29 protein-coding genes and 3 pseudogenes are annotated in these 25940 nt (G+C 31.8%); 15 read left to right on the forward strand and 17 right to left on the reverse strand.

Going from position 1 to position 25940, the window contains the following annotated elements:
- Positions 1 to 14 precede the first annotated feature (14 nt).
- The gene (locus tag ACQH1W_RS04145; protein ID WP_375331066.1) at positions 15 to 104 is read right to left on the reverse strand and encodes an ATP-binding protein; all 90 of its coding nucleotides are present in this window, start codon (positions 102 to 104) and stop codon (positions 15 to 17) included.
- Positions 105 to 252: 148 nt separating this feature from the next.
- Between ACQH1W_RS04145 and ACQH1W_RS04150 the strand changes: the two genes are divergently transcribed.
- From ACQH1W_RS04150 to ACQH1W_RS04170, 5 genes and pseudogenes are all read left to right on the forward strand, one after another.
- Complete coding sequence (locus ACQH1W_RS04150) at positions 253 to 738, forward strand: helix-turn-helix domain-containing protein (RefSeq protein WP_375332711.1); 486 nt, start codon at positions 253 to 255, stop codon at positions 736 to 738.
- Positions 739 to 758: 20 nt separating this feature from the next.
- Entirely contained in the window at positions 759 to 1121 is a 363-nt protein-coding gene (locus tag ACQH1W_RS04155) for an IS630 family transposase (RefSeq protein ID WP_341763215.1), read from the forward strand.
- A gap of 64 nt (positions 1122 to 1185) precedes the next feature.
- Positions 1186 to 1332 (forward strand): annotated as a pseudogene (locus tag ACQH1W_RS04160) (transposase DNA-binding-containing protein); the annotation flags it as partial.
- A 661-nt stretch (positions 1333 to 1993) separates the two neighbouring features.
- Positions 1994 to 2224 (forward strand): annotated as a pseudogene (locus ACQH1W_RS04165) (IS1634 family transposase); the annotation flags it as partial.
- Positions 2225 to 2296: 72 nt separating this feature from the next.
- Positions 2297 to 2644: a hypothetical protein gene (locus ACQH1W_RS04170; protein ID WP_425360943.1), complete on the forward strand. Its 348-nt coding sequence runs from the start codon at positions 2297 to 2299 to the stop codon at positions 2642 to 2644.
- Here ACQH1W_RS04170 and ACQH1W_RS04175 read toward each other — a convergent pair.
- From ACQH1W_RS04175 to ACQH1W_RS04190, 4 genes are all read right to left on the reverse strand, one after another.
- On the reverse strand, positions 2641 to 4446 hold the full coding sequence (locus ACQH1W_RS04175; protein WP_425360944.1) for an AAA family ATPase: 1806 nt from the start codon (positions 4444 to 4446) through the stop codon (positions 2641 to 2643). The two genes, ACQH1W_RS04170 and ACQH1W_RS04175, sit on opposite strands and share 4 nt — an antisense overlap.
- Positions 4447 to 4477: 31 nt before the next feature.
- Positions 4478 to 6721, reverse strand: coding sequence for a 2OG-Fe(II) oxygenase (locus tag ACQH1W_RS04180; RefSeq protein ID WP_375333149.1), 2244 nt, complete (start codon positions 6719 to 6721; stop codon positions 4478 to 4480).
- A gap of 68 nt (positions 6722 to 6789) precedes the next feature.
- The gene (locus ACQH1W_RS04185; protein WP_375333150.1) at positions 6790 to 6981 is read right to left on the reverse strand and encodes a hypothetical protein; all 192 of its coding nucleotides are present in this window, start codon (positions 6979 to 6981) and stop codon (positions 6790 to 6792) included.
- Between the two features lie 326 nt (positions 6982 to 7307).
- Positions 7308 to 8408 carry a Fic family protein gene (locus ACQH1W_RS04190; RefSeq protein ID WP_375331265.1) on the reverse strand — a complete coding sequence of 367 codons (1101 nt, stop codon included), beginning with the start codon at positions 8406 to 8408 and terminating at the stop codon, positions 7308 to 7310.
- Between the two features lie 703 nt (positions 8409 to 9111).
- Here ACQH1W_RS04190 and istA point away from each other — a divergent pair.
- Positions 9112 to 10608: an IS21 family transposase gene (gene istA, locus ACQH1W_RS04195; RefSeq protein WP_425360945.1), complete on the forward strand. Its 1497-nt coding sequence runs from the start codon at positions 9112 to 9114 to the stop codon at positions 10606 to 10608.
- On the forward strand, positions 10609 to 11319 hold the full coding sequence (locus ACQH1W_RS04200; protein WP_375332557.1) for an ATP-binding protein: 711 nt from the start codon (positions 10609 to 10611) through the stop codon (positions 11317 to 11319).
- Positions 11320 to 11487: 168 nt separating this feature from the next.
- On the opposite strand, the gene ACQH1W_RS04205 is transcribed toward ACQH1W_RS04200, so the two are convergent.
- Positions 11488 to 12000 (reverse strand): hypothetical protein, encoded by a 513-nt coding sequence (locus ACQH1W_RS04205; protein WP_375332558.1) that lies wholly within the window; start codon positions 11998 to 12000, stop codon positions 11488 to 11490.
- Positions 12001 to 12004: 4 nt separating this feature from the next.
- A complete protein-coding gene (locus ACQH1W_RS04210) occupies positions 12005 to 12442 on the reverse strand; it encodes a hypothetical protein (RefSeq protein ID WP_375332559.1) in 438 nt (145 codons plus the stop codon).
- A 913-nt stretch (positions 12443 to 13355) separates the two neighbouring features.
- Between ACQH1W_RS04210 and ACQH1W_RS04215 the strand changes: the two genes are divergently transcribed.
- Positions 13356 to 13778 (forward strand): hypothetical protein, encoded by a 423-nt coding sequence (locus ACQH1W_RS04215; RefSeq protein ID WP_375332560.1) that lies wholly within the window; start codon positions 13356 to 13358, stop codon positions 13776 to 13778.
- Positions 13735 to 14295 carry a D-Ala-D-Ala carboxypeptidase family metallohydrolase gene (locus ACQH1W_RS04220; protein WP_375332561.1) on the forward strand — a complete coding sequence of 187 codons (561 nt, stop codon included), beginning with the start codon at positions 13735 to 13737 and terminating at the stop codon, positions 14293 to 14295. Before ACQH1W_RS04215 ends, ACQH1W_RS04220 begins: the two co-directional genes overlap by 44 nt.
- Before the next feature lie 55 nt (positions 14296 to 14350).
- On the opposite strand, the gene ACQH1W_RS04225 is transcribed toward ACQH1W_RS04220, so the two are convergent.
- The 5 genes and pseudogenes from ACQH1W_RS04225 to ACQH1W_RS04245 all read right to left on the reverse strand — a co-directional run bounded on the left by ACQH1W_RS04225 (position 14351) and on the right by ACQH1W_RS04245 (position 15804).
- A complete protein-coding gene (locus tag ACQH1W_RS04225; RefSeq protein WP_375332562.1) occupies positions 14351 to 14734 on the reverse strand; it encodes a helix-turn-helix domain-containing protein in 384 nt (127 codons plus the stop codon).
- Positions 14735 to 14858: 124 nt separating this feature from the next.
- A complete protein-coding gene (locus tag ACQH1W_RS04230) occupies positions 14859 to 15116 on the reverse strand; it encodes a hypothetical protein (protein ID WP_375332563.1) in 258 nt (85 codons plus the stop codon).
- A 108-nt stretch (positions 15117 to 15224) separates the two neighbouring features.
- A pseudogene (locus tag ACQH1W_RS04235) lies at positions 15225 to 15296 on the reverse strand (hypothetical protein); the annotation flags it as partial.
- The gene (locus tag ACQH1W_RS04240) at positions 15293 to 15556 is read right to left on the reverse strand and encodes a type II toxin-antitoxin system RelE/ParE family toxin (RefSeq protein WP_375332564.1); all 264 of its coding nucleotides are present in this window, start codon (positions 15554 to 15556) and stop codon (positions 15293 to 15295) included. The gene ACQH1W_RS04240 and the pseudogene ACQH1W_RS04235, both read right to left, overlap by 4 nt.
- Entirely contained in the window at positions 15553 to 15804 is a 252-nt protein-coding gene (locus ACQH1W_RS04245; RefSeq protein ID WP_425360946.1) for a type II toxin-antitoxin system Phd/YefM family antitoxin, read from the reverse strand. Before ACQH1W_RS04245 ends, ACQH1W_RS04240 begins: the two co-directional genes overlap by 4 nt.
- A gap of 529 nt (positions 15805 to 16333) precedes the next feature.
- Between ACQH1W_RS04245 and ACQH1W_RS04250 the strand changes: the two genes are divergently transcribed.
- The 6 genes from ACQH1W_RS04250 to ACQH1W_RS04275 all read left to right on the forward strand — a co-directional run bounded on the left by ACQH1W_RS04250 (position 16334) and on the right by ACQH1W_RS04275 (position 20537).
- Complete coding sequence (locus tag ACQH1W_RS04250; protein WP_375332566.1) at positions 16334 to 17236, forward strand: EamA family transporter; 903 nt, start codon at positions 16334 to 16336, stop codon at positions 17234 to 17236.
- Between the two features lie 59 nt (positions 17237 to 17295).
- Complete coding sequence (locus ACQH1W_RS04255; protein WP_375332567.1) at positions 17296 to 17856, forward strand: aminotransferase class I/II-fold pyridoxal phosphate-dependent enzyme; 561 nt, start codon at positions 17296 to 17298, stop codon at positions 17854 to 17856.
- A gap of 20 nt (positions 17857 to 17876) precedes the next feature.
- Positions 17877 to 18317, forward strand: coding sequence for an aminotransferase class I/II-fold pyridoxal phosphate-dependent enzyme (locus tag ACQH1W_RS04260; RefSeq protein WP_425361200.1), 441 nt, complete (start codon positions 17877 to 17879; stop codon positions 18315 to 18317).
- Between the two features lie 264 nt (positions 18318 to 18581).
- Positions 18582 to 19532 (forward strand): IS110 family transposase, encoded by a 951-nt coding sequence (locus ACQH1W_RS04265; protein WP_341760977.1) that lies wholly within the window; start codon positions 18582 to 18584, stop codon positions 19530 to 19532.
- A gap of 174 nt (positions 19533 to 19706) precedes the next feature.
- Entirely contained in the window at positions 19707 to 20072 is a 366-nt protein-coding gene (locus ACQH1W_RS04270) for a hypothetical protein (RefSeq protein ID WP_425360947.1), read from the forward strand.
- Positions 20073 to 20108: 36 nt separating this feature from the next.
- Positions 20109 to 20537, forward strand: a complete 429-nt coding sequence (locus ACQH1W_RS04275; protein WP_425360948.1) for a phytanoyl-CoA dioxygenase family protein — start codon at positions 20109 to 20111, stop codon at positions 20535 to 20537.
- 128 nt (positions 20538 to 20665) lie between these two features.
- Here the strand turns inward: ACQH1W_RS04275 and ACQH1W_RS04280 are convergent, their stop codons facing one another.
- The 5 genes from ACQH1W_RS04280 to ACQH1W_RS04300 all read right to left on the reverse strand — a co-directional run bounded on the left by ACQH1W_RS04280 (position 20666) and on the right by ACQH1W_RS04300 (position 25470).
- Entirely contained in the window at positions 20666 to 22270 is a 1605-nt protein-coding gene (locus tag ACQH1W_RS04280) for an IS1634 family transposase (protein ID WP_425361201.1), read from the reverse strand.
- A gap of 224 nt (positions 22271 to 22494) precedes the next feature.
- A complete protein-coding gene (gene dnaQ / locus ACQH1W_RS04285) occupies positions 22495 to 23190 on the reverse strand; it encodes a DNA polymerase III subunit epsilon (RefSeq protein WP_375332571.1) in 696 nt (231 codons plus the stop codon).
- Positions 23178 to 23753 carry a dephospho-CoA kinase gene (gene coaE / locus ACQH1W_RS04290; protein ID WP_341762812.1) on the reverse strand — a complete coding sequence of 192 codons (576 nt, stop codon included), beginning with the start codon at positions 23751 to 23753 and terminating at the stop codon, positions 23178 to 23180. Before coaE ends, dnaQ begins: the two co-directional genes overlap by 13 nt.
- A gap of 53 nt (positions 23754 to 23806) precedes the next feature.
- Positions 23807 to 24529: a hypothetical protein gene (locus ACQH1W_RS04295; protein ID WP_341762813.1), complete on the reverse strand. Its 723-nt coding sequence runs from the start codon at positions 24527 to 24529 to the stop codon at positions 23807 to 23809.
- A 2-nt stretch (positions 24530 to 24531) separates the two neighbouring features.
- A complete protein-coding gene (locus ACQH1W_RS04300; protein ID WP_341751424.1) occupies positions 24532 to 25470 on the reverse strand; it encodes a DNA cytosine methyltransferase in 939 nt (312 codons plus the stop codon).
- Positions 25471 to 25940: the final 470 nt, after the last annotated feature.

Below are 25940 nucleotides of genomic sequence, written 5' to 3' on the forward strand. Positions count from 1 at the left end.
GAGGGTAAAATTAGTTATTTTCGTTTTCTCATACGATAACTTTCGTTACCAATTTTTATGATGTTACAGTTGTGGCAAATTCTGTCAAGTAATGCTACCGTCATTTTATTACAACCAAAGACTTGTGGTCATTCTAGGAATTTGTGACATATAATACTAATTCCCTAATTTAAATTAGTATAAATAGTAGAAAAAAGATGAGATTATGTTATAATATTCCAAGTTTATGAATAAATTAAGGAAAGGAATATAATGGGATGTCATCAAAGATTAATAACAGAAGAGTTATACCAACGTGCTATTGAGCAACTTGCAAGCATGAACCGAGATAATAGAGTTGCTATTAGACTTATGGCTATAATTGCTGCTAAAGAAAATGGTGTTGGTGTAGTATGTAAGGTATTTAATATAACAACCAATACGCTTAGGAACTGGGTAAAAAGCTTTGCTCAAGGTAATGATAAAAGCCTTGAATATAAACAAGGTAGAGGACGAAAAAGTAAATTAACAAAAAATTGTTGTGAAGCAATAAATAAATGGTTACAAGACGATTGTAACATGACAATAAAAAATATCATCATAAAACTTAAAGAAAATTTGGAGATTGATGCTAGTAAATCGGTTGTACATAGAGTATTACAGAAACTTAAATTTGCATACATTACCCCAAGACCAGTGCATTACAAACAGAATAAAGAAACTCATGAAGGGTTTAAAAAAAACTTCAAGAAACAATAACAAATAACCCTAGCAGTTACTTGTATTTCTTTGATGAATCACGTTTTGGGACTCATTCTAAATTAGGTTATGGTTGGTTTCGTAAAGGTAGCAGAACTCAAGTTAAAGCCAAAATGGGCTTTCAAAATTTCTATGTTTATAGTGCGGTTAACCCAATCACAGGTGATGATTTTACTTTAATGATGCCAAATGTCAATACCGTTTGTTTAAATATATTTTTGGCAGAGATGTCTAAACAGATAGGAGAACAAAAAGCGATTATTGTTATGGATTGTGCTGGATGGCACAAAGCTAAAGAGCTAATTATTGCAACAAATATAGAAATTCTTTATTTACCCCCATATTCTCCTGAATTGAATCCTTACTTTTACCCACAAATATAAAATTAAGTATAAACTAATATTGAATTATATACTTAAAATATAAGAAGGGGAAAGAATGAGGAATATGCAAGCGTTATCTAATGCTTACAACTTAGGTGATAAGTGGTTAGAAAGGGAATTTAGGCATGTTAACTTTGGAGATCAAAGGCTTATAAAAAGACTTATTAAAACTAGCTCACTTATAGAAAGCAAAGCTTTTGGTTCAATAAATCAAAGTTGCAGAAGTTGGAAAGAGGCTAAAGGAGCGTATAGATTATTTAGCAATAAAAAATTTGATCCAGCGGGAATTTATTATTCACATTATAAAGAAACACAAGAAAGGATTAAAGGTAATGAGTTTGTATTTTCAGTTCAGGATACAACATACCTAGATTTTGATTCTCATATTAAAACTAAAGGGCTCGGTAGCGTCTCAAAGTCTTATACAAAACATAAAATGGGGCTGATTGTGCATAGTGCCTTGATGTTTACAATGGAAGGATTACCTTTAGGATTATCTTCTCAACAATGTTGGGCTCGTGTTATACGTGAAGAAACTGCACAAGAAAAATCAAGAAGAAAATATATATCTTCTACTGAAGATAAAGAAAGTTATAAGTGGATAGCAGCACTTAAGGACACTATGCATATTATACCTAAAGATACTAAAGTTATAACTATTGGTGACAGAGAAGCAGATATCTTTGAACTATTATGGTCGTGTCAAGAAAAGGGTAGTTTGTTTATTGTTCGTAATAGACAAAATAGAAATAGAAGGCTCTCCAAGGAATATGATTTTCTTACTGATTCTAGTGAAAATATAATTTTTTTGGCTATGAGTCGATTACTTCTTCGTAGGATTACTTCTATTACTTAGTTTGCGGACAAGCTCTTATATGAGTTTTGCAGTGCTTAAGACTATAGAATACAAGGTTGCTCTGACCCAAAAGATTAGTGTAACTAATATTGTTGAATTATTAATATCAGTACAGGCTTCAATCTTAAGACATACAAAGACTGGTGATTTTTATAAACTACCAAGTGCAATAAAAAACGAAGCTAGAAAAATCTATAAAACCTTTAACATCAAACGTTCAGACCATGCTGAAATATATTTAAAATAACAAAATAATGTTGTGCCTAAATTTTAAAAATCCCAGCACTATGACCCTTCTAAGCTTATGCCTTATTAAAAAATGCGGAAGTCGGGAAGAGATAGGCAATATGAATTAAGTGAACTGATTAAAAGTTATGACAAGATAGATGACAAATTATCAAAAAAGCTTGTAGACCTGATAAGTATTACTACAAATGCCTATGAAACTTTTAGGGATTCGACGATAGCTGAAAAACGGGAATTACTAAATTTTATGTTTGCGAACCTAAATCTTAATGGTTCAAACCTAGAGTACACCTTGGCTTTTCCCTTCACAGAACTAGCAAAATTAACCAATTGTCCCATTTGGCGGGGCGTAGTGGACAATTTCAGAACCACGATAGACGTAAAATTATTAGTTATTCAAGCCATTACACTCTATTATTAGGGTTCATCAACTTGGTATTGTAACTCCATATTCTTACCGCAAAACGCTATAGAAATTTTGAGTATTTGCTTAACATATTGATACTGCCTTATTTTTACATCATATTGTTTATCTATAATCTGCTTTAAGCCCATTTTAGCTACTGAGGCTAAATCTTTTTTATTTTTAGCTATTTTATACTCAATAATAATTGCCTTATCTCCTTTACTAGCTTTTGGGATCATGATAATATCAGCCCTCCCACTTCCTGACTCCTGTTCACTTGCTATTATGTAGCTAGGTGATAACATGTTAATAAGCCCTAACATAAAGCCACTATAAAATAATTCTGCTTTTCTCTCTCTTGTCTGATGGAAACTGGTAGAGTTTTGTAGCAATTCTTGTAACCGTTCTTTAAATTTCTCTACTTTACCTGCTGGTAACAAGCTAACAAACGAGTAATATCTAGAACTATCGATTTTTAGTTGGTTTGTTACCCATTGTAGTACTCTTGTTTCATAGATATATTTTACTTCATAATTAGGGATAGATAGCTCATAAACATTTTTTTCTGGTATTTTGGCAGTAGGATTTAAATAACCACTAAATAACAATAAACTAAGTAATCCTACTGGTTTGTTAATGTCAGCAAAAATTATTTGTTTGGTAATAGGTGAGATAATACTTTTCCCGGCAGCTAAGCTCTGTAAATCTTCCTGCATCTCATCTGACAATAATGCCTTATCAACTAGCCCCGTACCCCCACTATCTAGCCAGTAATGATCAAGCTTACCTTTGCGTGCTAAACATTGCATGATTGACCATGGATTGTAAATGACCTCTCCACCAAAGGTGTAACCATTATACCAATTTTTTATTTCTTCATGATTAGTTGTAGTTGGAACGATGGTTAGTAATTCATCAATTTCTGTTTGGGTAAAGCCATAAAACTTAGAAAACTCATCATCTAGCAAGCTATATTCACTAACATTATTAAGATCTGAGAACAAATTAGCCTTAGCAATACGTAATATGCCAGTTATTACTCCTTTTTCTACACAAGTATTACCTTTTAGACTGCTGCCAAACATGCCACGAAATAATTCAAGTACTTGTTCAAACTCTTCAGGCTTGTGACCAAATTTAAGGTAGGAATTGTTAATGGGTGTATCGTATTCATCGATCAATATATAAACTTTTTGTCCAAAATGTTTAGACAATAGTCCACTTAAGAAGCCTAAACTATCCTTAAGATCTTCCTTATCAAATTTGCCTGCAAAGTACCGTTCTAATATTTCTTTTTGGGCGTTATCTAATAGTGCTATATCCTGAGTAAGGTAACGCCTTAAGTAGTAATGACTCGCAAATAGCTTAATAACTTGTTTTCTTATACCGCTCTCTATCTCTTGGTAACTGCTGCCCTTAACATCCTTGAAATTTATAGAAATAACTGGATATTGACCTTGGCGTTTTATGCTACTTGCTATACTGGCAATTTTTAAGGGCATTAACTCTTTAGTTTCATCAAAGCCTAAATCTACTGTACCCCCAAGGAATAGTTTGTTATTTATCTTCAGTGCTAATGGATTTCCCTGTTCATCTATTTCAATTTCCAAGAACCTCCTGATCATATCCATGTTCAAACTCTTACCCCAACGTCTTGGTCTAGTGATTAATATAACATCACCACTATCTTCTATTATGTCCTTAACAAGTAGACTCTTATCAACAAAGATATCAGTGTTTAATAATAATTTTTTGAAATCATCAGTACCAACTAGCATTCTTGGCTGATAATCATTCTTAAGGCTTTCTTCTTTCATATTTTTTATCTACATATAGCAAGTTTATAATTTAATTTTTAATATTAGTTTGAAGCTTTTGCTGATAAAATTTTAATTCATCAAATCTTTTTTTTGCATTTTTGTGTAATAGCTCGGTTTTTACCATAATCAGCTTATGTGGTGAACCTTTTCTTTCAACAGATAAATTAACAGGTAAGTCTAAACCATTAAACATATTGGTAATATGATCACGAATAGCTGCTAGAATAGGCCATATTTTTGTTATCTCAGTTTTGGAGTGCAAAAAATTCGTGGCTATTTTACAATGCTCACATTTACACGGTAATTTAGCGTCAATAGACCAATCATCTTCAGGACGCATCCCTAAAGCTAGTTGGTTATCTATAATTTGAACTAGATGATCTTTGAGCAGTTTGTAATGGGCAAAATATTCAGTAGGAACTGTACCTTGAAGTTTAAAAAACAACTCAGCCAAGCTAGTCTCTGGATATAATTCTAGGCTAGATATTAAATGTTCAATAACTTTATCTAGCACTGAAATATTATTAATTGCTGCACATGCTGCAAGGGTTTGATAAAACATGGCAATCCTCTTAGGCAAAGATTCCTTAAGTTTTACAGGTTTCTGCCATTTATACGCTTCTTGGTCGCTATCAATAAGGGTATTACTTTGAGTATCCAATAATAGCTCTACAATTGAAGCTGCACCGTCATAATATAAGAAATTTTGTACAAAAGAATGGATTTCTTTTATAAAGCAATCTTTACTATCTCTTTCATGATTTTTCCAATTATTCAAAAGATCGATACACCAGTTGATGCCATATTGAATTTGCAATTTAACAAGCAATTTTATGATATCAGAATTTAATATCTCCCATTTAAAATGAGATAAAATTGATAGTGCAGTGTCCTTATCTTTAATGTAAAGAGCAATATTTGCCAATATCTCAAAATCATTTTTATCTTTTTTATAGAATGTTCGATATAGATATTTTCCAGCTTTTGCTATAATTTCCATAACTTCTTTTTCATTGTCTGGACTACTGGTAAGTACATATAACTCATCTATAGCATTATCATAATTCAGCATGAAATTCATCGGAATTTGACTTGATTCAGACCATAATACAATAGCAGCACGTCTATACCAATAATCCATGGTATTACCATAATTTCCCATATAGCCTTCATATTCCGTGTTATACGGCTCAAGAGACTCCGTTTCTTTTGTCCAACAAATCTCATCTTCATCAATATCACATTCACTAAATGGTAATTTTTTATTATTTGAATCTATCCAATAAGACAAAGTTACTTCATCATCAATAAGTTCATCAATTGTTGGATTGCGATCATCTCCATCTGTAGTCCAAGATTGTCGAATTTCAACTAAAGCAAGATGAGGGATTAAGCTTAACTCTTGTGCTACTCCATAAAGTGCAGAAGCATTTGCACGATCAGCCCCTTTGAGCATACTCCATCGCAAACTATGTTCTGTGTAACTATGGTTTAGAAAATACACAAGCCTCTGCGGTTGTTTGTTTTGCGGCTGTTTGTTCACTTCTATATCAAAATAATCTTTAATAGCATCTGTTAATTGCTGATTTACATTTTTGATGTTGCAAATTTCTTCTGATTTTAACACCAGATTGTAAGTCAGAGCAATGCGATATCCCTGCTTAATTTTTTCAACCTTGTGTTTACAATCTGCATAAAAACCTATGCATTTAGCATTACTTTGATCAATATTTTCGGAAGAGAAAATCTTCTTTTTTTTACCATGCTCAATGATCAAATCTCCACCAATATGCGGTGATGGTAATACAACTACCAAACTTGCAACCATATTCTCCAATTTTTCAGAATCTTGATGCATATCAAAAAACTGCCCTGGCTGATAAATTAACATATTATGCAAATGTGCAGTTAAAACACTATTCCCGCTAAGCCCTAAGCTATCACGTATTTTGCTTAGCATAGCTGTTAAAGACTGTTCATTGATACTGATATGTAATTTATCAGATTTGATTTCATAACTATTGCGAATATTCTCATCCAATATTGTTTGCTCACGTAAACCAAATTGGGCCTTAGAGGAGATATTTATCAATTTTTGAATATATGTCTGACTAACAGGAAGAGTCATTAGCCCTAACCCATCAACTTCTATATTAATATCTCTAGGTGCTAATTCATCGGTGACACAAAATTGTACGTTATCTTTACCTTTATCTTGCAAATCATCTGTTGTAAGTGCATTAGCAATTCTTTCTAATATACTATTTTCCATATTTACTCTTTTATAATTGTTTCCTCGTAAACACTATTTAACATCTCCGATATCGCATCATAATATCCCTATCCCATATGTTCTGCTTTTTTAACGACTACATGTAATCTTTGAATAAAATAGCCCATTTCTGTTTCATCAAATTGCTGCATTATTTTAATAGTGTTCTCAAAAACTGATTCTAGGCTAATATAATATTGCTCATACATATCACCAAATTCACACAGGAAATCAGTACCACATTCAACGTAATATACCATTAAATCAATAAGCCCAACTTTATCACTTGTTGCTTTCTTATAATCACTAAGTATTTTTTTAGCTTCTTTGAGTATATTTCGATTTGATCATCACTAACTCTTTAGAAAAATTATAACATAACTACATTACAGCACTAATGATTTATCAGCAGTTTAATTGTTATTTTTTATATTTAGTAACATATTTTAACGCGAGTTGCCAATTAATTGTTAACCACAAAGCTGAATTTCATCAAGCTTTTGAAGGTTCTAAATGTTACTACACGTGTTTTGCCTGGTGATAATTCTAATCCTCTTTCTTGTAACCAAGTTATTAGTGTATTGCTTCACAACAAATTACCTAATAAAACGTCATATGGTTTCGCTAATCTATATTTTCGTGCTTTATTAGAGTAATCGACAATTTCTAGAAAACCAGCGTTGACCCACTTTTTACAAAGTGTAGTATTGGTACGAGGTTGAAACCCAAATAATTCACCAATTTGATTGCTTGTGATAACTTCATAGTTTTGAAATAATTCTAATGCTTTACGTTGTTTTGGGTCCAAGGTTCTTATTAAAGTAGAATGATCTTTTTCACCTTTATTTTGAGCAACAATCATTTGAGTGACAACTTTTTCAAAAGCAAAAGTCATTCCTTCAATAAAATATTCAATCCAAGAGGTAATATCACTTTCAGCACGACCAAAGTAATAATTATGTGAAGGACCTATACTGATAGCACGATAATAAGCAAACAAATTCTTGGCATAATATTCTTCTAAAGAGTAAAGTCCCTTTAGATCGTATCCTCCCAAATGTAAAATTAGTGTGGTTAGTAACCTTGCAGTACGACCATTACCATCATAATAGGGATGGATAGTTGCAAATTGGTAGTGTGTAATAGCTGCAATAATTGGGCATGGTAAATCATTGCTTTCTTTGATCCAAGTGACTAAATATTTCATCAAAGTAGGAACATCCTTAGATTCAGGCGGCATATAAACAATAGTACTTGTTTGCCCATCTTTAATAACATTCTGTCCATCTCGGTAAGGAGTTGGGATTACTCTTGTTCTGCCATCACTCATGACTAAGGCATGGAGTGTTTGTATGACCTTCTCGGTAACCGGATGATTTTTAGCAACATATTGTTCAAGTTGTGCAAGTGCTGCATAATATCCTTTAACTTCGTGTTCATCACGCTCACGTCCAGGGAAATGTCCTTTCAATGTCAGTACTTCCTTAATTTGTTCAGGATCTAAACGGTTACCTTCAATCATAGTTGAATAATAGGTCGTATATAATTTGGCAGTTTCCCTTAATAAGGATAAAACTCTTAGATTAATGGGGAGTAAGGAAACTTTTTGTTTTGCTGCTTCAATACGCATTAAATCCTTTGCAATACTTGGAATTATTATATACACGGGATTGAATTTTGTCGGCATAATAAACGCTCTATATCGGCTTAATTGTATAATACATTATGCTGACAAAATTCTGATAAATCAAGAAAAATATGCGGGTAACTCTTGATTCAAGTTTGGGAAAATGATTTATCAATTAGTTGATCAGCATAATATGGAATCACATATTGTCTAAATCTCTGCAAATAGTAGTGTAAGTCAAAATATCGTGGCAGTTCATAATTACTGCATTAATTTTATATTAAGTAATTCTTACTGATGTGGTAAACTTTCTCACTTATTAATCTTAATTCTATAAGTTATAACAATAACAGCAAACCACGTGTGTATAGCAAGCTATATGGGTAATAGGTATAGTTAAATAAGTTGCAAGCATTAAGCAAATTTGAACATGGTAATTGATTGCGGTAATGACTTACAGCAAAAGCTTCTTGATCTATTAAAACAGCTTAAAATATAAAAGAAATTTTAAATTTCTTGCTTTTTATAATTTATCAGGAGTGGCTACTAATACCAAATTAAAAGAGGTTCAAATGAAAGATTTATATCAAGGTGATATTTCACCATTATCATCATATATTATAGCTTGTAAATTGTAATGAACTATTGACCCATTTAGAGCAAGAATTGTAAAGAGAATTGACCCACCTAAAAAGAAATAGTAGCTCCTACATAAATTAATAATTTGTTAATAATATGTAGGAGTGTTTAGGGAGTGTTTATCGTGGAAACAATAGCAAAGATACGAAAAATGTATCATGTTGATGGCAAGGCAATTAGAGCAATTGCCAAAGAGCTTAATATATCAAAAAATACTGTTAAAAAAGTTATACGCAGTGATGCGACTAAGTTTGAATTAGCAAAATATACTAAAGTTAAGCCAGTTTTGGGTGAATATCTTGCGATATTGCATCAGCTATTAGCAGAGAATATAAAAGAACCAGCTAGGCGTAGAATGACTGCTAAGAAACTATATAAGCAGCTGAAAATATCAGGTTATCATGGTAGTTATGAATCTGTGAATTTAGTAGTAAGGAAATTTCGTAGAGAGAATGAAGCAAAATGGAAGCAAGTATTTATTCCACTAAATTTTGAAGCTGGAGAAGCGTTTCAATTTGATTGGGGAGAGGAAGAAATATGTTTAAATGGGGAAGTTACTAAAGTTAAAGCAGCAAGAATAAAGCTATGCTATAGTCGTTATTCTTTGGTAGTGGTTTATCCTAATGAGCAGCTGGAAATGGTTATGGATGGCCATGATCAAGCCTTCAAGTTTTTTGCTGGTTGTTGTAAGAATGGTATTTATGACAATATGAAGACGGCTGTTAAGAAAATACTTATCGGAAAAGATCGCATTTTTAACGAGAAGTTTGCCCAAATGGTCTCTCACCATTTATTTGAACCACTTGCCTGTACTCCAGCATCGGGATGGAAGAAAGGGCAAGTTGAGAAAGAAGTGGGAGACACTAGACGTAACTTTTTTACTCCAATATTGAAAGGAGATAGTTATGAAGCTATTAACATTCAGCTAAGAGAGATGTCTATAGAGTGGGCTAAAACTAAAAGACATCCTGAGTTTACAGAAAGAACAATTTTAGAAATATATGAGGAAGAGAAGGGATATTTAATAGGATATAGAGGGCAGTTTAGGGGTTATAGATTACATCCAACGACCGTATCACCTTTGAGTTTAATACAATACGACAGCAATATGTATAGTGTTCCGTGTGAATATGTGGGACTTAGTGTACAGATTAAATCCTATGCTTGGCAGATAGTAATTTTACATGAAAGCAAGATTATTGCAGAGCATGTTCGTAGTTTTAAACGCTATCAGAAGAATTATAATCCATGGCACTATATAGCAGCTCTAGAACGTAAACCCGGTGCTTTACGTAATGGTAAACCGTTCAAAGAGTTAATGAGTTTGTTACCTGAGATATTTGGCAAACTACGAAATAAGTTAGAGAGTTACAAAGATGGTGATAAACAATTTATAGATATCCTGCTACTTGTTAATAAGTATGGATTAGAAAAGGTAACAAATGCTTGTAACCTAACAATTGCTGCTGGTGGCTGTAGCTCTAAATTAGTTGAGCAATATTTGTTGCAACCAGCAATGAAACTAGATATCCAAGAGAGTGAGTTTATTCAGCTAAAAAATCCTCCTGATGCTGATTGTAGTATCTATAGCAAGTTGCATTTAACAACGGAGGTAAATTAAATGAAAGACTTAATATTGTTATTAGATAAATTAGGTTTAGTTGGTATGAAGATGCAGTTAGCTGAGTCAAGTAATTTAACAAATGATGTCCCTACTACTAGTGTGTATGATGTGTTAAAGAAACTTCTTGAAGCAGAGTGTGAATATAAAAAGTCACGTTCTCTGCATTATAGGTTGCAGTTAGCTAAGTTTCCAACCATAAAGTTACTATCAGATACATGCCAAGCTAAATTGGTTGAGAATATTGATATACAAAAAGTGATTGATAATCATCAAAATATCATGCTCATAGGTGGTTCTGGTTCTGCAAAAACTCATCTAGCAATTGGCTTGGCATTCACTGCCATTGAAAAAAGTTACAGGGTAATATTTTACACTTTAAATGAATTAGCTAGCCAATTGCTTAATGCTAGAACGCATAATTATGAAAGCAAATTCATCGATTCAATTAAGAGATTCCATTTGATTGTAGTAGATGAATTAGGCTATGTACCAATAAAAGCTGAGGCTAGATTCCTGTTATTTGAGCTATTTGCTAAATTATATGAGCAGACTTCAGTGATCATTACTACCCATTTGAGATTTGAAGAATGGGGTGATATGTTTGGTAATGCTAAGGCAACAAAAGTAATTATCGATAGATTAACACATCATTGTCAAATCATAGAAACTGGTAATAAAAGTTTTAGAGGAGGAAAAGATGTAAATTAGTAAAGAGCAATATTGTAATAAAAAAATTATCAACTGAGTATAGTTAAATATTATCTGAATCTGAATTTTAATAATGGTTAAAATCTGATCAAAAAACTATATTTCATTTTATTTTTTAGTATGGTTTGGTGGGTCAATAGTTCGTTACAATAGTGGGTCAATAGTTCATTACAATTTACAGAAGCTATTTACTTGGCTCTGTAAACTACTCTCCTGTGTCTGCAGCCCCGCTATCTTTTGCTGCACTTCCGTAATCTCCCGATTCTTTTGGGCGATCTCTTGGTTCTTTTGATAAACTTCCTGATTCTTTCGAGCAACCTCCTGACTCTTTTGGGAATTTTGTGTTGCATAACTACTATTACTACTTTGGTATGAAGTAATTTGCGGAATTATGTCGAGGACTTGAGTAATTGCATTTAGGGCTTCGTTAAGTGGGGTAAATATTCTGTTCTCACTGTCATAAGAGGTCCCTAAAAATATTTCTTCTGCAGAACCAGAAGCACGATTACCACAGGGTATTATCTTTTCTTTAAATATTCTTTCCTGACCATTATGTAAAATAAACTTTTCTATTCTCTTAAATCCTGCGTATACCATATATACACTTGTTGTGAACTCCTTATACTGCGCAAGCTCTTCAATCTTTTGAATTTTCTCGTTGATAAAATCCCGTATTCTCATAAGTTTACTCCAAATTTAATTGTGTTAGTTCACCAATCAGCTTTTCAGCTAATTGTTCATTGTCAATTGTACCTGTACTAGACGTTGGATTTTCTTGATAATCACTTAAATAGCTTTGTATTTTTCTTACTAAAGCCTGTTGGTCATTAAGTTTAGTTTGTAATGTTGCAAGATTATTTTGCTTGCTAGTAAGAGTAGATTGAAGATTACTAAGATTATATTGAGTACTACTCAGGGTACTTTGCTTATTAGCAAGATCATTTTGAGCTTGTGATAATTGCGAAGATAAACTACTATTCTGCGATACATAACTATTATAATAAGATGTTTCACTACTCAACTTGCTCTGCAAGGTACTCAAATTTCCGTCAATATCCATCAGTGGATTATTACTTAAACTATTAAATTTACTCTTTAATGATTGTAATCTTTCTTTAGCCATATATTACCCCTAGTTTTTATATTTCAATAATCTCAAAAACTCCTGTAAAGGACGTTCTTAAAAACGTTCTGCTGATCTGTATACTCCAATGATAAAATTAGGAAGCCTCTTTATTGTCCAAATTATATACTTTATACAGTATTGGATATATTTTAATATGTAAAGTGTTTTTGATAAAAAAAATAGTGAAATATCAAATTTAGTGGCAATTATGTACTAATTATACTCAAATAATTTGAAGAACATTAGAAAATCCCTAATATACTCAATTAACCTGAAGAGTTGGCAAAATGATTAATAAGTTATAGTCTGAAATTGCTCGGTTATAAGAGTAAGCAATTTACCTTTGTATTTATCAATATTACCAAATAATACAAGAGTTTGAATAACTAATAATTTTATATCTATCGTGATTCTAAATTTATTCACTAGGAATTAACTATAAAAGCCCTATTATAGCCAGAGCTTGATTATAATTAGGCTTTAAAGAGATTTGCAAAAATTCTAACCTAAACTGGTAAAAAGTTCTCAACGTACACCATGTGACCTCCTGTTATAAAATTGACCCCACGAGAATTGAAAAGTAAAACTCCAAAAACTATATTAATTGGGTTTTAGTGTGACTAGGTTAGATATCTATTCACATTTTTTGCTCAAAAGGGGTCAAAAGCATATTGCCTACACTTTAAAATTATTCAGGCAATATCTTCCCAAGGATTAATTAAATTGATACATCTATACAAATGTACGATAAGGATGCTGGTTTATCACATTTCTTACCTCGATTTGGGTTCGGAAATCATCCACTAGGGTTCGCCAATATGGCTTTTTAGAACCAACAGATATTATCAATGTTATCTGTACAGCAGACGACAATCAAGTGCAGCATCAGTTAAGGATTGTTAAAACCGATATGCAGCGTTCAGGGTTGATGAAGATTTTTGCTACTAGCTTTAATATGGCGATGTATGACTTTCATAGCAACACAAATTATCTTACGTCAAATTATGAATTACCAAAACTATTAGCTGCAACCATCATGGAGCTAATAGAGACGCCTACGCTGCCAACTGATGCTAGGGCAAACCAACCAATTTTACGCATAGCCATAGTGCCTGATGGTAGCAACTGGCAAGGAACAGCTATATATAACAGTAGGGATGATGGTTATGATTACAAATTGCTAGCAACTACTACTGTGCCATCAATTATGGGAGTGGTAATAAATAGGCTTTCTTTTGGAACTACAGTAATTTTTGATTGTCATAACGAAATAATTATACAATTGCTTTATGGATCATTATCAAGAACCTCTTTCGAAACTCGCTTATGCTAAGGAATTTAAAGAAGCCACTTCACTGCGAACCGCAGTGGACGATGATGTACGTGAGGAGCAGAATACCGGTAGCACGAATAAATTACCAGCAGAAGTAGAGTTTCGAAAGAGATTTAATAGTATGAACAGTAAATACTATATACCATACTTTACTCACCAAGAGCTAGCCTGCAGGCAAACTGGTCAAATCATTTTAGCTGCAGGTTTTGCTGAAAAATTAGTTGCCTTGCGTAGCAAATTTAACTGTCCCATGCAGCTTACCTCAACCTGTCGTTCTAAAGAATACAACCGCAAAATCGGCGGTGTGCCAAACTCTTTCCACATCTACGACTATCCACGTTATGGCTTTACCGGCTGCTGTGCTATTGATGTAGCTACTTCAGATAACACCATTAAAGGAAACCTTATCTCACTTGCTTGGCAGCTAGGCTGGTCCATCGGCATCAACAAAAACTTCACCCATTTGGATAGACGGATTGATTATACAAACCTGAAACAAACAATTTTTCTTTATTAAATTACACACAGTTCAAGTAACCACTATATTCCTTTGTTCTTAAGAATTGATGGGATTACTCAGACGTTTCTTGTATTATAAGTGAATGTACCAATGTATTAACAGCTTGTTGATGTTTTGGATTACGAATTTTCATAAAATTTCTTGATACTTCAATACATATACGTTGGTGTTGGGTAAGTACTGGTTCAGCACTACCTGTATTTTTCAACCCTTCAAGAAAATAATCAATATTTTCATCTAATGCCTTGGCGATAAGCATTAATCTACCTGTGGATATTCTATTAATGCCTTTTTCATATTTTTGTAATTGTTGATGAGTTACTTCAATTAAATCAGCAAGTTGTTGCCGTGTGTAATCTTTTGCCAATCTCAGAGAAGAAATTTTTCCTCCAATAAGTTGATCAACTTGCTTTATGTATTGGTTTTTTCTTGCCATTCTAGTAAATTAATTATAAACTCATGTCCATATAGTAACATATGAAATAGCATAATTCAATCATAAATTGTTGCATTATACATATTTAGATTATAAAGCCAACAACAAATACCAACCTATAGTGTTAATTACTAACTATGTCACCAAGTAAATTGTGGGTAAATGCTGCATCTACTAGGTCATAATTGTAAAAATCATGCTCATCTGCTCTAGTGATAAAATCCTGCCCCTGAGCAGCAACATTAGCCATAATATTACCAATTTTCTTAAGAGCTGCAGCCTTAAAATTTTCATCCTTACTTAGGCTGAATGCGTCTTGATAATATGTTTTAGCTTTCTCAAATAAACCTATAGACTCAAAATATTCAGCTCGCTTTAGCATTATATCAGGATTTCTTTTATCTTGTTCTAACCATGCTTTAAAACATGCTTTTATCTCAAATTCATTATTAACTACTTTATAGCAGTCAATCGCCTTAGCATATTCACCTTTGTTAAAAAATAGCTGACCAAGTTTCTCATATATTTTTGGTAGATGGCTATTTGCCTCTATAGCAATTATCTTATGTTATAGAGCTTTCTTAAACAAACAACTAATTTTTCAAGATTTTTTTCTAATATTTCATAAACCAATCTATGTTGTAAATTAATCCTTATTGAACGCTTTCCCACTAAATCACGATAAAGTCTTTTACTATTAGGGTGAATTGGATTAACAGCTAATTCGTTACATAATTTTTGTGCTTTATCTATTAATTTAGCTGCTGTCAATTTAGCCTTATCATCTAACGCTCTTTTGTCATATATTATAGTGTAGCTCATGGCTTCCAAAATTCTTCATGTCTAATACATTCTTCTAGTGGTTCGTTACTAGATTCAAGTATTGATTCCACTAATCTAGGTACAGAATAAACAGCCAAAGTTTCTTGCAATCCTTCGTAATCTTCTTCTGATATGATTACTGCATTATTACGTTTTCCCTTCATATAGATAGGTTCATGCGTTTTATTTGTCTCGTCAATAAGATTAAATAGTTTAGCTCGTGCTTGAGTGCTAGTGTAAATAGCCATAATGTATTCTCATTAATTAAACTACAGAAATGTGTACTCTAATAATGTACTATATTACGTACATTAAGTCATACTGATTATCTTTCAAAATAGAATTAACATGGTATCATGGTATAATTTAGTATTAGGTCTATCATTAGTTGGAATTAAATTATTAATTCTATTTTGAAAGATAATTAGTATCAAAAGAAATTTGGCTACCATGATATTTTTTGGCACAATAACTCTGTCACTTCAATACATTTGTATGCGAACAACATAGGAGATGCTTCCATAAAAATATGCCTAGCTTTTTATAAAAATATATTACAAAATGAATCTATAACACCTGAAACATATTTCACCCTATTTGATGTAACTGATAAATTGCTTTTATATGTCTGACAATACTAAGATTTACCAATTTATAAGTACATCTTAAAGATATAAGTCCAATGATTTGGCGTAGATTTCTAATTCAAATTTAGCTTTGCCCCCTGCTTTTGAATGGTCCCCAAGAAGGTAGTATATTAACTTCAGTAGAGTAGTTATGTTTTTAGTTACAACAATTATTATTTTCTCTTCAATGGTACATGCTACATGGAATTTTATTAGCAAATGTGAAGAAGTTCCTTCAAAAGAGTTCTTTTTTATTGCTAATACCTTTGGTTTTCTATGTTTATCACCAATATTAATATATTGGACTGTGTTGAAATATTTCTCTTGTGTAATATATGTGAGCATCCTCCTTTCTGGGTTATTTGAAGCTATGTATTTTTATTACCTAGCAAAGGCTTATAAAAACGGAGATATATCTGTAGTTTATCCATTAGCAAGAGCCACCATTGTTTTAGTAGTCGCTTCTTTTAACATAATATTTTTCTCTCATTTAATTAATAATACTTACATTATAGGTTGTTTAGTTATAATATTAGGATGTTTAATGATACCTCTAACAAAACCTATGAGTTTACCTAATAGCAAATCATTTAAAGATCAGTCTTATCTTTATGCAATATTAGTAGGAATGTGTTCCTCTGCTTATCATTTAATTGATACAAACAACCTGAGTTGCTTAAAAACTAATTCTTCAAATATGGATTCTGTTAAAATATCTATTATGTATACATTTCTTCGTGGCATTAGTATATCATCATGGTTGGGGGTAGTAATTTTCTTTTATGATATTAATCGAAAAAAAACAAAGAAAGTGATCAAGGAAAGCTTTAAAAATGCATTATTAACTGGACTAGGGATATATTTTACTTATTCTCTTGTATTAATGGCAATGTATTATTCTAACAACTCGAGTTATATACCAGCATTGAGACAAACTGGAATAATTTTTTCGTTTTTACTTGGTGTTTGTATCTTGAAAGAACCTATTTATCCTCTCAAAATAATAGGAATTTTATTACTTTTTATTGGAATACTACTTGTCTTGCCGTACTAAACTATATAAATTATGTTTATATAGTTTGTAATTTGACTATACATTATAGAAAGAAATTTATGGATAATACTTTAAATTTTGTACTTTCGTCTATGGATGTTTATGCCTCAAAAGAAATCTCATTGAGAGCAAAATGTGATCCTAATATTACAAACTTAAGTTTTGGTGAACCAAATTTTGGTCTCTTAGACTGTCTGTTGCTAGACATTGTGGATATAGACCTTAACAAAACTGCTTCTCTTGATTCTGCAAAAAAGTATGAGGATTCAAAAGGCTCTATGGAATTATGGGAATCTATATTGCACTGGTATCTAAGTCGCTATAATTTGGAAGTATATCCAAAAACCGAAATTATAATAACACACGGTGGAGTAGAAGCCATTGTTTTGTCCATACTTTGTCTTACTGAGATAGGAGATAGTGTAGTTATTTCTGATCCTTCATATATGCTCTATAAACGTACTATAATGACGTTAGGAAGAAAGCCCGTTTATATACATCGTCCTTCCACTACATTTGAGAAGAATACTCTAGAAAGTGGCAAAGAACAGCTGTCTGAATTTTACTCAAGTAAAATAATAATAGTAAATTTACCAAAAATCCTACTGGATATATTGTAGATAAGGAAGAATGGAGGGTTATTGGTGACTATCTAAAGAAAACTAATTCTTGGTTAGTGCATGATGAAGTTTATGATACTATGGATTATGGAAGAAGCCATATCCCAGCTAGGGCGATTCACTCTTTATCAAAAAGATATATTCTTATCAATAGTTTTTTTAAAAAATTTGGGCTTCTAGGTTTAAGAATAGGGTGGATGATAGCCAATGAAGAAGTCATAAATCTCGCAACAAAAGCCCATAATTACTTATACCTTAGAGTTAATATTCAATATGAAAAAATAGCTAAAAGGTTGATTTCAGATACTGGAGCTAATGAGTGGTTGATTAAAAATTCGGAGCTTATACATTTGAGAGCAGAAAATGCAATAACTACACTTGGGGTAAAAAATGGTTTTTCTTGGGATAGGAAGCCTCATGGGGCTATGTTTCTATTTCCGAACGTTTCGGAAATTGTATAACAGACTTCCACATGAATATAAGGCTAATTCAGTAGTTAGTGAAGCTGTTGCTAAATATTTGTTTGATCAAAAAAAGTAGCTGTTGTTCTAGGCTCTTATATCTTTAAATTATGATATAAGTAATTGTAAGAGGGTGACTTGATAGGTTCTTGATTGAAATAATCGTGCACAGAATAAGTACCCTCTTACAAGGTTTGCTTTGAACAAATTGCAGAAGGTGCTGGAAGCAGCAGCCTTGCACAATAAGATGAAGGAGATTATATCATGAGTAAAATAATAGGTCTAGATGTAAGTAAAAAATGGTTAGATATATGTTTATATGAGTCTAACAATAAACCGATATATAATCGTTTTTCCAATGATAAGTTAGGGCATGAAGAACTGATAAAATTAATAAAAGAGCAAGAAATTAAGATAATAGTATGTGAGCCTACTGGAGGTTATGAAGCAGAGATTTGCCAAGAATTGTATAATAATAAGCAACAGATACATAAGGTCAATACCTATAGTTTTAATTCATTTAGTAAATCGGTGAATTTGTGTAAAACTGATAAGAAGGACGCATTTAAATTAGCATATTATGGCGATAAGATGCAACTTACAGCTAATTATTTATATCAAGTTGAATCAGAGACTTTGAAGAGATGTCAGCAAAGGCGAGAAGATTTAGTATTAATGCTTAGCAATGAAAAGAAGAGGCTACATCATAGTATTGATGGCATTGATAAAGAGAGTATAGAAAAACTCATTAAATTTTTACAGAATGAAATAGCTGAGCTTGATAAGAAATTAAATGAGGTAATAGATGAATCAGAAGAGTTGAAAGAGAAGGTAAAAATATTAGAGAGTGTGCCTGGTATTGGTAAATGCGTAGCTAAAAAACTAATTAGTTTTTTACCTGAATTAGGAAATAAAAATTATAGTAGTAACGAATTGTCAGCAATTGTGGGGATAGCTCCTTATGCTCGTGATAGTGGTAATAAGCAAGGACGAAGATTTATTAGAGGTGGCAGGAAAATACCACGAGATGCTTTATACATGGCGGTATTGGCGGGGAAAAATGGTGTCAAAAATAGTTTTCAATATTTAAAAGCTTTATATGATAGGCTTGTTAACAATTTTAAACCTAAAAAGGTTGCTATAGTTGCGTGCATGCGTAAACTACTTGAAGTGTGCCATAAACTTATTCAACAAAAACGTTGTTTTGTTATTTAGATAAATATTTTTTATTTTTTTGGAAATTTAGATAAAAGATAATTGCTGTGTATGATCCAAATAGTCATGAGTACATCCACTTAGTATTGTGTACAACAGATAGTGAATTTAATCTAGCAATAGAAAGACTGAAAACATGTTAACAGCATTAATTAATATATATAGGATAGTGTTATGAACCAACAGATAAATTTGCAGAATGATGGATACATTGTGTATCATAGGCAACTGTCTCATTTAGAATTAGAGATATTAGACATAGAATATAAGCAATTTTTTGATAAAGGAAAATTGTTATTGAAGAATGTCTACGAAATGGATAGTTCTTTGGAAAAATATTATAAAGAAAATATCGATGAACTTATAGTTGTACCAGAGGTTTCTTCTCCGTTGTCCATATGTAGGATAGAATACCTATCGGGATATTCTAAAACTTTTAAGGATAACATAACAAATATGGTTCAAGATGTTATTAGTGGTATAATGAAGGAACCATTTTTATTGTTTAAAGATAAGTGCAATTTAAAACTTCCAGGGTGAGGAGAATTTGGTCCTCACCAAGACATTGCAGCGTATATGTATTTTAAAATAAATTACTTTGTAACAGCAGCTATCGCTTTAGATGATTCCACTATCCAAAATGGGTGCCTAGAAGTAGCCTATGATTATCAAAAAGTAATGCAAAATTTTACTACAATAAAAACTAAGTTTGGTAGTTTTCCTATTTTTGATTTTTATCAGTGTGGTCAAAATAATGGTGATATAATAAATGAAGTGGCAGATAAGTTTCGGTGGCAAAAAATTGAGATGAAAAGAGGTGATATAGTTTTTTTTGATTCTTTTATTCCGCATAAATCTGAAAAAAATAATTCTCCGAATCAACGCAGGATATTCTTTTTAACTTTTAATCCAGCTTGCTATGGAGATATTTATCAGAAGTATTATGAGACCAAAAAAAATGACTTTAATAACCCTGTATTTCATATATCTACTCCTACTGGTTAAAAATAAAATATATGTTTAGGGGGCTACTCATCTTCGAGATAAATATGAGCAAAAATTATGCTATAGAAGTAAGTTGTCATGCGGTGTGTGGGACAGAAAATTAAATTTTTGTTACTGACTACATCTTATCATTTTGCAGATTTTGTCATTTGGGGCATCGTTAAATCAAATAAATTGAATAAATTTTGTTGAAACTCGCTTAATTTTGGTAATCTTGCAACTTTGCAACCCTTGATTGTGTAATATAAAAAACATACTTTATCCAGCTCTCTTAATGCTTCCTCAATGGTCACATTATATTTACCATCCTTGGTTACGCCACAACCTTGTTTCAACTTATTTTTCATATAGTGCCATATTTTTAATGCCAACATACAAACAAATACATGTCCCTTCGTTCTGTTGCTTTTCCTTAAAAAGATCGGTCTTACTTCGAGTAATCCTGTCTTCATACTGCTAAAATTCGATTCTACTTCATGTAAATTATGGTAAGCTTTATCAACCAATTCTTTACTCATCAGTTTAATTTCAATCTGTGTTTCAATCGCATAACAACCATCAAGAGCAAACAACTCTTTTTTCTTATCTTGATCAATTTCAACCACTATTTGGTTGCCATCTAATTTTAGGTTGATAAATTTATCTATCCGCCATTCTTTGGTAATTTTTTGAATATTATTTAAACCAAGTTCTAGCTTTGCTTTCTTATGGGTTGATACATATATATTACGCTCTTCAATCTTTGCAACCAATTTTTCAACTCGGTTATTCCTATCAAACTCAACTTTTCGGGCTATAGAACCATTTTTCCTTAAAATATATCTTTTGCCATTATTGGTTACTTCGCATAGCTGTTCTTCAAAAAAACTATATTGCAAAACTCCGCTTTTCTCTAAGCTTTCAATCTCAACTTTACTTAAGGTTGTAATATAGTCCCACCCTTCTTTGGTCAGGGCTTCTTTGCCTGTCCCCTTAATCATTCCTTTATCACCAACAAAGACGATATTCTTAATACCATTAGATTTTACTAGCTCAATCTGCTCATAAATGGTAGAAGGATCAGCACTATTACCCTTAAAAACTCTAACAGCCAAAGGTTCGCCATGATCATCAGTTAATAGACCAATCACTATTTGCTTTTTACCCTTCTTTTTATCCCGATTGTACCCATATTCCGCAAGTTCATTCTCTGTTCCTTCGAAATAGCTGGAAGTGACGTCATATAAAAGCATAACAGGCGGCTTGTTATTTTTCTTTTGATAAGTTTTAAATAATTTTAATTCGATCTTTTCTTGGTTCTCTTCTAACCATTCTAGAGCCTGATATAAATGGTTTTCATCAAATGAATCGACAGATAATACATCAGATATCGCATGCGATTTCGCCCATTTCACGCTGGAAAGTCTAGACCCTTGGTGAGCAAAGCGTGCTAAAATCAAAAATAAACTCAATAGAGCCTCTTTGCTTCTAGTGCCAAGAGCCTTAGTAATACCAGTTTCATCAGCAATTCTTTTTAGTAGAAAAATAGTCCCAAAACTTTCGCCAACTTCAGGCATTCCATCTAAACCATCAAATTCACCTTTAAGCATCTTCTTAAAAGCTTCAATACGTAACTCATCCCAATTAGTTAGATTAGCTATGGTTTTATTTAATACTTTTCCGTTTTCGCGATAGGAAGTACGAAGCAATATTGCAGGACGAGAATTTCTATTTGGAACAGTTGTAATATACATGAAAGAGATTATATCTCTAAATTCCAGCATTGTCAAATAAAAAATATCATTTACATGACTACAAATTTTATAGCAAAATCCTTATAAACCTCATTCTTTAGGTGTTTTAAGCACTTTTTTGTCTAGAAGATGAGACGTGAGTACGCGAATACCACGCAGTTTTACGAAACCAATTCTTCAAAGCAGAAGAGTATATATGTCATTCTCACTTTCACACACTGGTTCTACAACCAAATTGGAGAAAGAATTTTTGACAAAAACTCTTTATGTTTTTGTAACTCTTCCTTAGTTGGTTTGATAACTATAGTATTTTTTTTATTTGTCATAGTAGTTTGAACCACTAACTCGTCTATATTTTGTGCCTTTTGGCTATTAATATTGAAACTTATTTGCCTACCTCCAGTAAGTTCAACATAAACTTCTGCCAGTAATGCCGCATCTTTAAGTGCCCCATGCAACTTACGTGAAGAATTGTCAATTTTATATCTTTTACATAATGCGTCAAGATTAGCTTTCATTCCAGGAAACATCTTCCGAGCTAAAGCAAGAGTATCGGTAACATTGGAAAGTTCTAAATACTCTGTAGAAGGTCTTTTAAGCAGAGATAACTCATAATTAATAAACTTAATATCGAATGCTGCATTATGTATAATAAGCCTGCTATTGTTAATAAACCCTAGGAAGTCGTCAACAATTTCTTCAAAAAGTGGTTTGTCTTTTAAAAATTCCCCCGATATGCCATGTATTCGATAAGCTTCCGTCGGCATATCTCGCTTTGGATTAATATAAAAATGAAAATGTTTGCCGGTTAGAACTTTATTAACCATCTCAATAGCACCAATTTCAACAATTCGGTGACCACTTTTGGGATCTAAACCAGTTGTCTCAGTATCTAAAATTACTTCTCTTAATTGCTGCATTTTAATTTTTTTATTAGTTGAGTTATTTGTTTATCTAAATCTACTAGATTAACATCAGTATTAATAACAAAATCTGCTTTTTCTATTTTAATCTGTTGTGGCAATTGAATTTGTGCTATTTTATTATAAGCTGTTAAATTAAAAGCCTCTCTAGACATTGCACGTTTTAATCTAGATTCTTCTGAGCAGAATGTTGTAACATAAAAATCAAAATATTGATCAAATCCAGCTTCAAAAAGTAATGGTATCTCAGCAAATGTAATCTCTGATTTACTATTTTGCTGTTTAAAAAGAAACAAACTTTCCACTACAAATGGATGAATAAAATTTTGCAGTTTGTTTCTTGCTGAATCATTAGCATAGATTAGCTCTGCAATTTTTCTTTTATCAAAGCTTTTTAGATCAGGTAGTAAGTTAAGAACCATATTTTGTATTTCTGACTCTTCGTATAGGTTCTTAACATATTCGTCAGCAGAAAAAGTTATAAATCCTAGATTAGCTAAATAATTTAAGACAAAAGTTTTCCCTGAAGCATAACTACCGGTGATTCCTACCGCGATCATTCTAATAAATATTTTATTTTTTCCAAGTAATTTTCACTTTAAGGGATTTAAATTTAGATAACGTAATTACCTAACTCATAATTTTTCATTTCTTTTATAAATTCATACATTCTCAGTTGCAATTGAATGTTATTACCTGGGTGAGTTGGGTCGGTTTTTATTTTATGCGAACATAACTTACCATTTCCCCCTTTTCTTTTAAAAGTTATCAAATTACCAATAAGCAAATTACCACCTTTAGATGTAAAAGATATGTCATATTTTAAATGTTTTAAAATATTTTTCATTGAATAAATATGCATAATACTTTCTTGTCTATCGTATAGTACTAGTATTTCTCGAGATTTTTTATAAGACATAGACCATTCCACTATATCTTTTACAATAGGTTTAAATATTAATACTGCTTTCTCTTTTTCACTTTTTGGAAAAAAATCATATTTTGTAGCTCCTCTTTTGGCTTTTTCAACAAGTAGATTTTGCAACCACGTTAAGCAATCCAAATTAAATTTTTCGCAGAACTTTTCAGGTGTGGTTCTTGTTAGTTGATTTAAACCAGTCTTAAAAGCCTTTATATTGGCATCAATATTTCTCCCACAAGAAAATTCCATTTTTACATCTACTTTTTCATTATGTACTCCACTACAAATCGCAGTTATGAAGTTTCCTTGTATTTTAAAGTTTTCTTGAATTTTTTGTATGATTTTTTGATGATCTCCTATGCTATTTTTAAACAGAACCTCAACATTTTTTCCTATATAAGCATTTCTATTCATAATTATGATATTCCAATTGAATCATAAATATTACTAATCATCTTTGGTATAACAGCATTGCCAAGCTGTTGATAACCTTTTATCCCTTCTATAACATGGTGATTTTTTGGAAATCCCATTAAGTTTTTACATTCATTAACTGATAATCGTCTAATTCTATTATTAATTAAATATAAGCCAGTTCTTGCACCTACTCCTCCACCAAAAGCGGAAAGAGTTATTGCATGTCCCAAGGGGCTATAGATTCTTTCTCCTTGACCGCCTTTATTAACATAACCAATTCTTAGAGGTCTTAAATTTCTTTCAATTTCTTTATTGCCATCTATTACTATGTCATCTCTTTTAATATATAAACTATCATCAACTTTTTCTTCTAAAATATCATCCAAATAAACTTTTGCAAAAGTTTCTTTTGGCGGTAAATATTTAAATTTTAGATCATTATCGTAATCTTTACGTAAACAAACAAAATAAACCCTTTCTCTTGATTGAGGTATACCAAAAAAAGAAGAATTTAGAATATGCCTATAAACTTTATAACCAATTTCATCCAATTTTATATCTATTGTTTTAATTACCGATCCATTATCAATATTAATTATATTTTTGACGTTCTCAAGCAATAAAACATATGGTTTATGATATTGGGCGATTCTAATTATTTCATAAAATAATCTTCCGTTACTGCCTTTTAATCCCAATTGCTTACCAGAAATACTAAAGGGTTGACAAGGAAAACCTGCACATAGAATATCGTGTTTTGGTATTTTTTTTTCTGAGATTTCATTTAAATCGCCATAAGGTCTTTCTCCGAAATTTTTTACATAAGTTTCTTGAATATCCTTATCTATATCTGAAGAAAAAACACACTCCATTCCTTTTCCTTCTAAAGCAATCCTAAATCCACCAATACCGCAAAACAAGTCTATAAATTTATACACATTATTCCTGTTTAAATAAGTTATGATATAGTTAATTCCGTTAGATTTGATCAGGGCAATTTAAGAACCGTACCAATAGTTGGTATAAATATAATCTTAACTACTATCGATGTCATTCCTGCAAAAGTGGAAATGACATCGCTTTTAGCTAAGAGATCATTGGGTTAGGTATATAGGATGTTAGCAAAGTCATATAAATGCTATATAAAGCAAATTTTTAAGTAATTCTTTAGTTAAATTGCCAACAAAATAAGTAAAAAAGTAAAATTATATAATATATTCTCAAAATATGACGATAATTTTACTTTATTACTACTTTGCCAACACCCTTTAATATCATTTGAGTATATATACTCTAGAATAGAAAATCAAGAATTGCATCGTTATTATCTAGCGGTACTCACCAACCTAGTCCCTCGGTAATTCCCGCTACTATCATGATTTTGATTACATCGTCTACCAACTCTTGA

The sequence above is a fragment of the Candidatus Tisiphia endosymbiont of Stenodema calcarata genome (assembly GCF_964030695.1).
GTDB lineage: Bacteria > Pseudomonadota > Alphaproteobacteria > Rickettsiales > Rickettsiaceae > Tisiphia.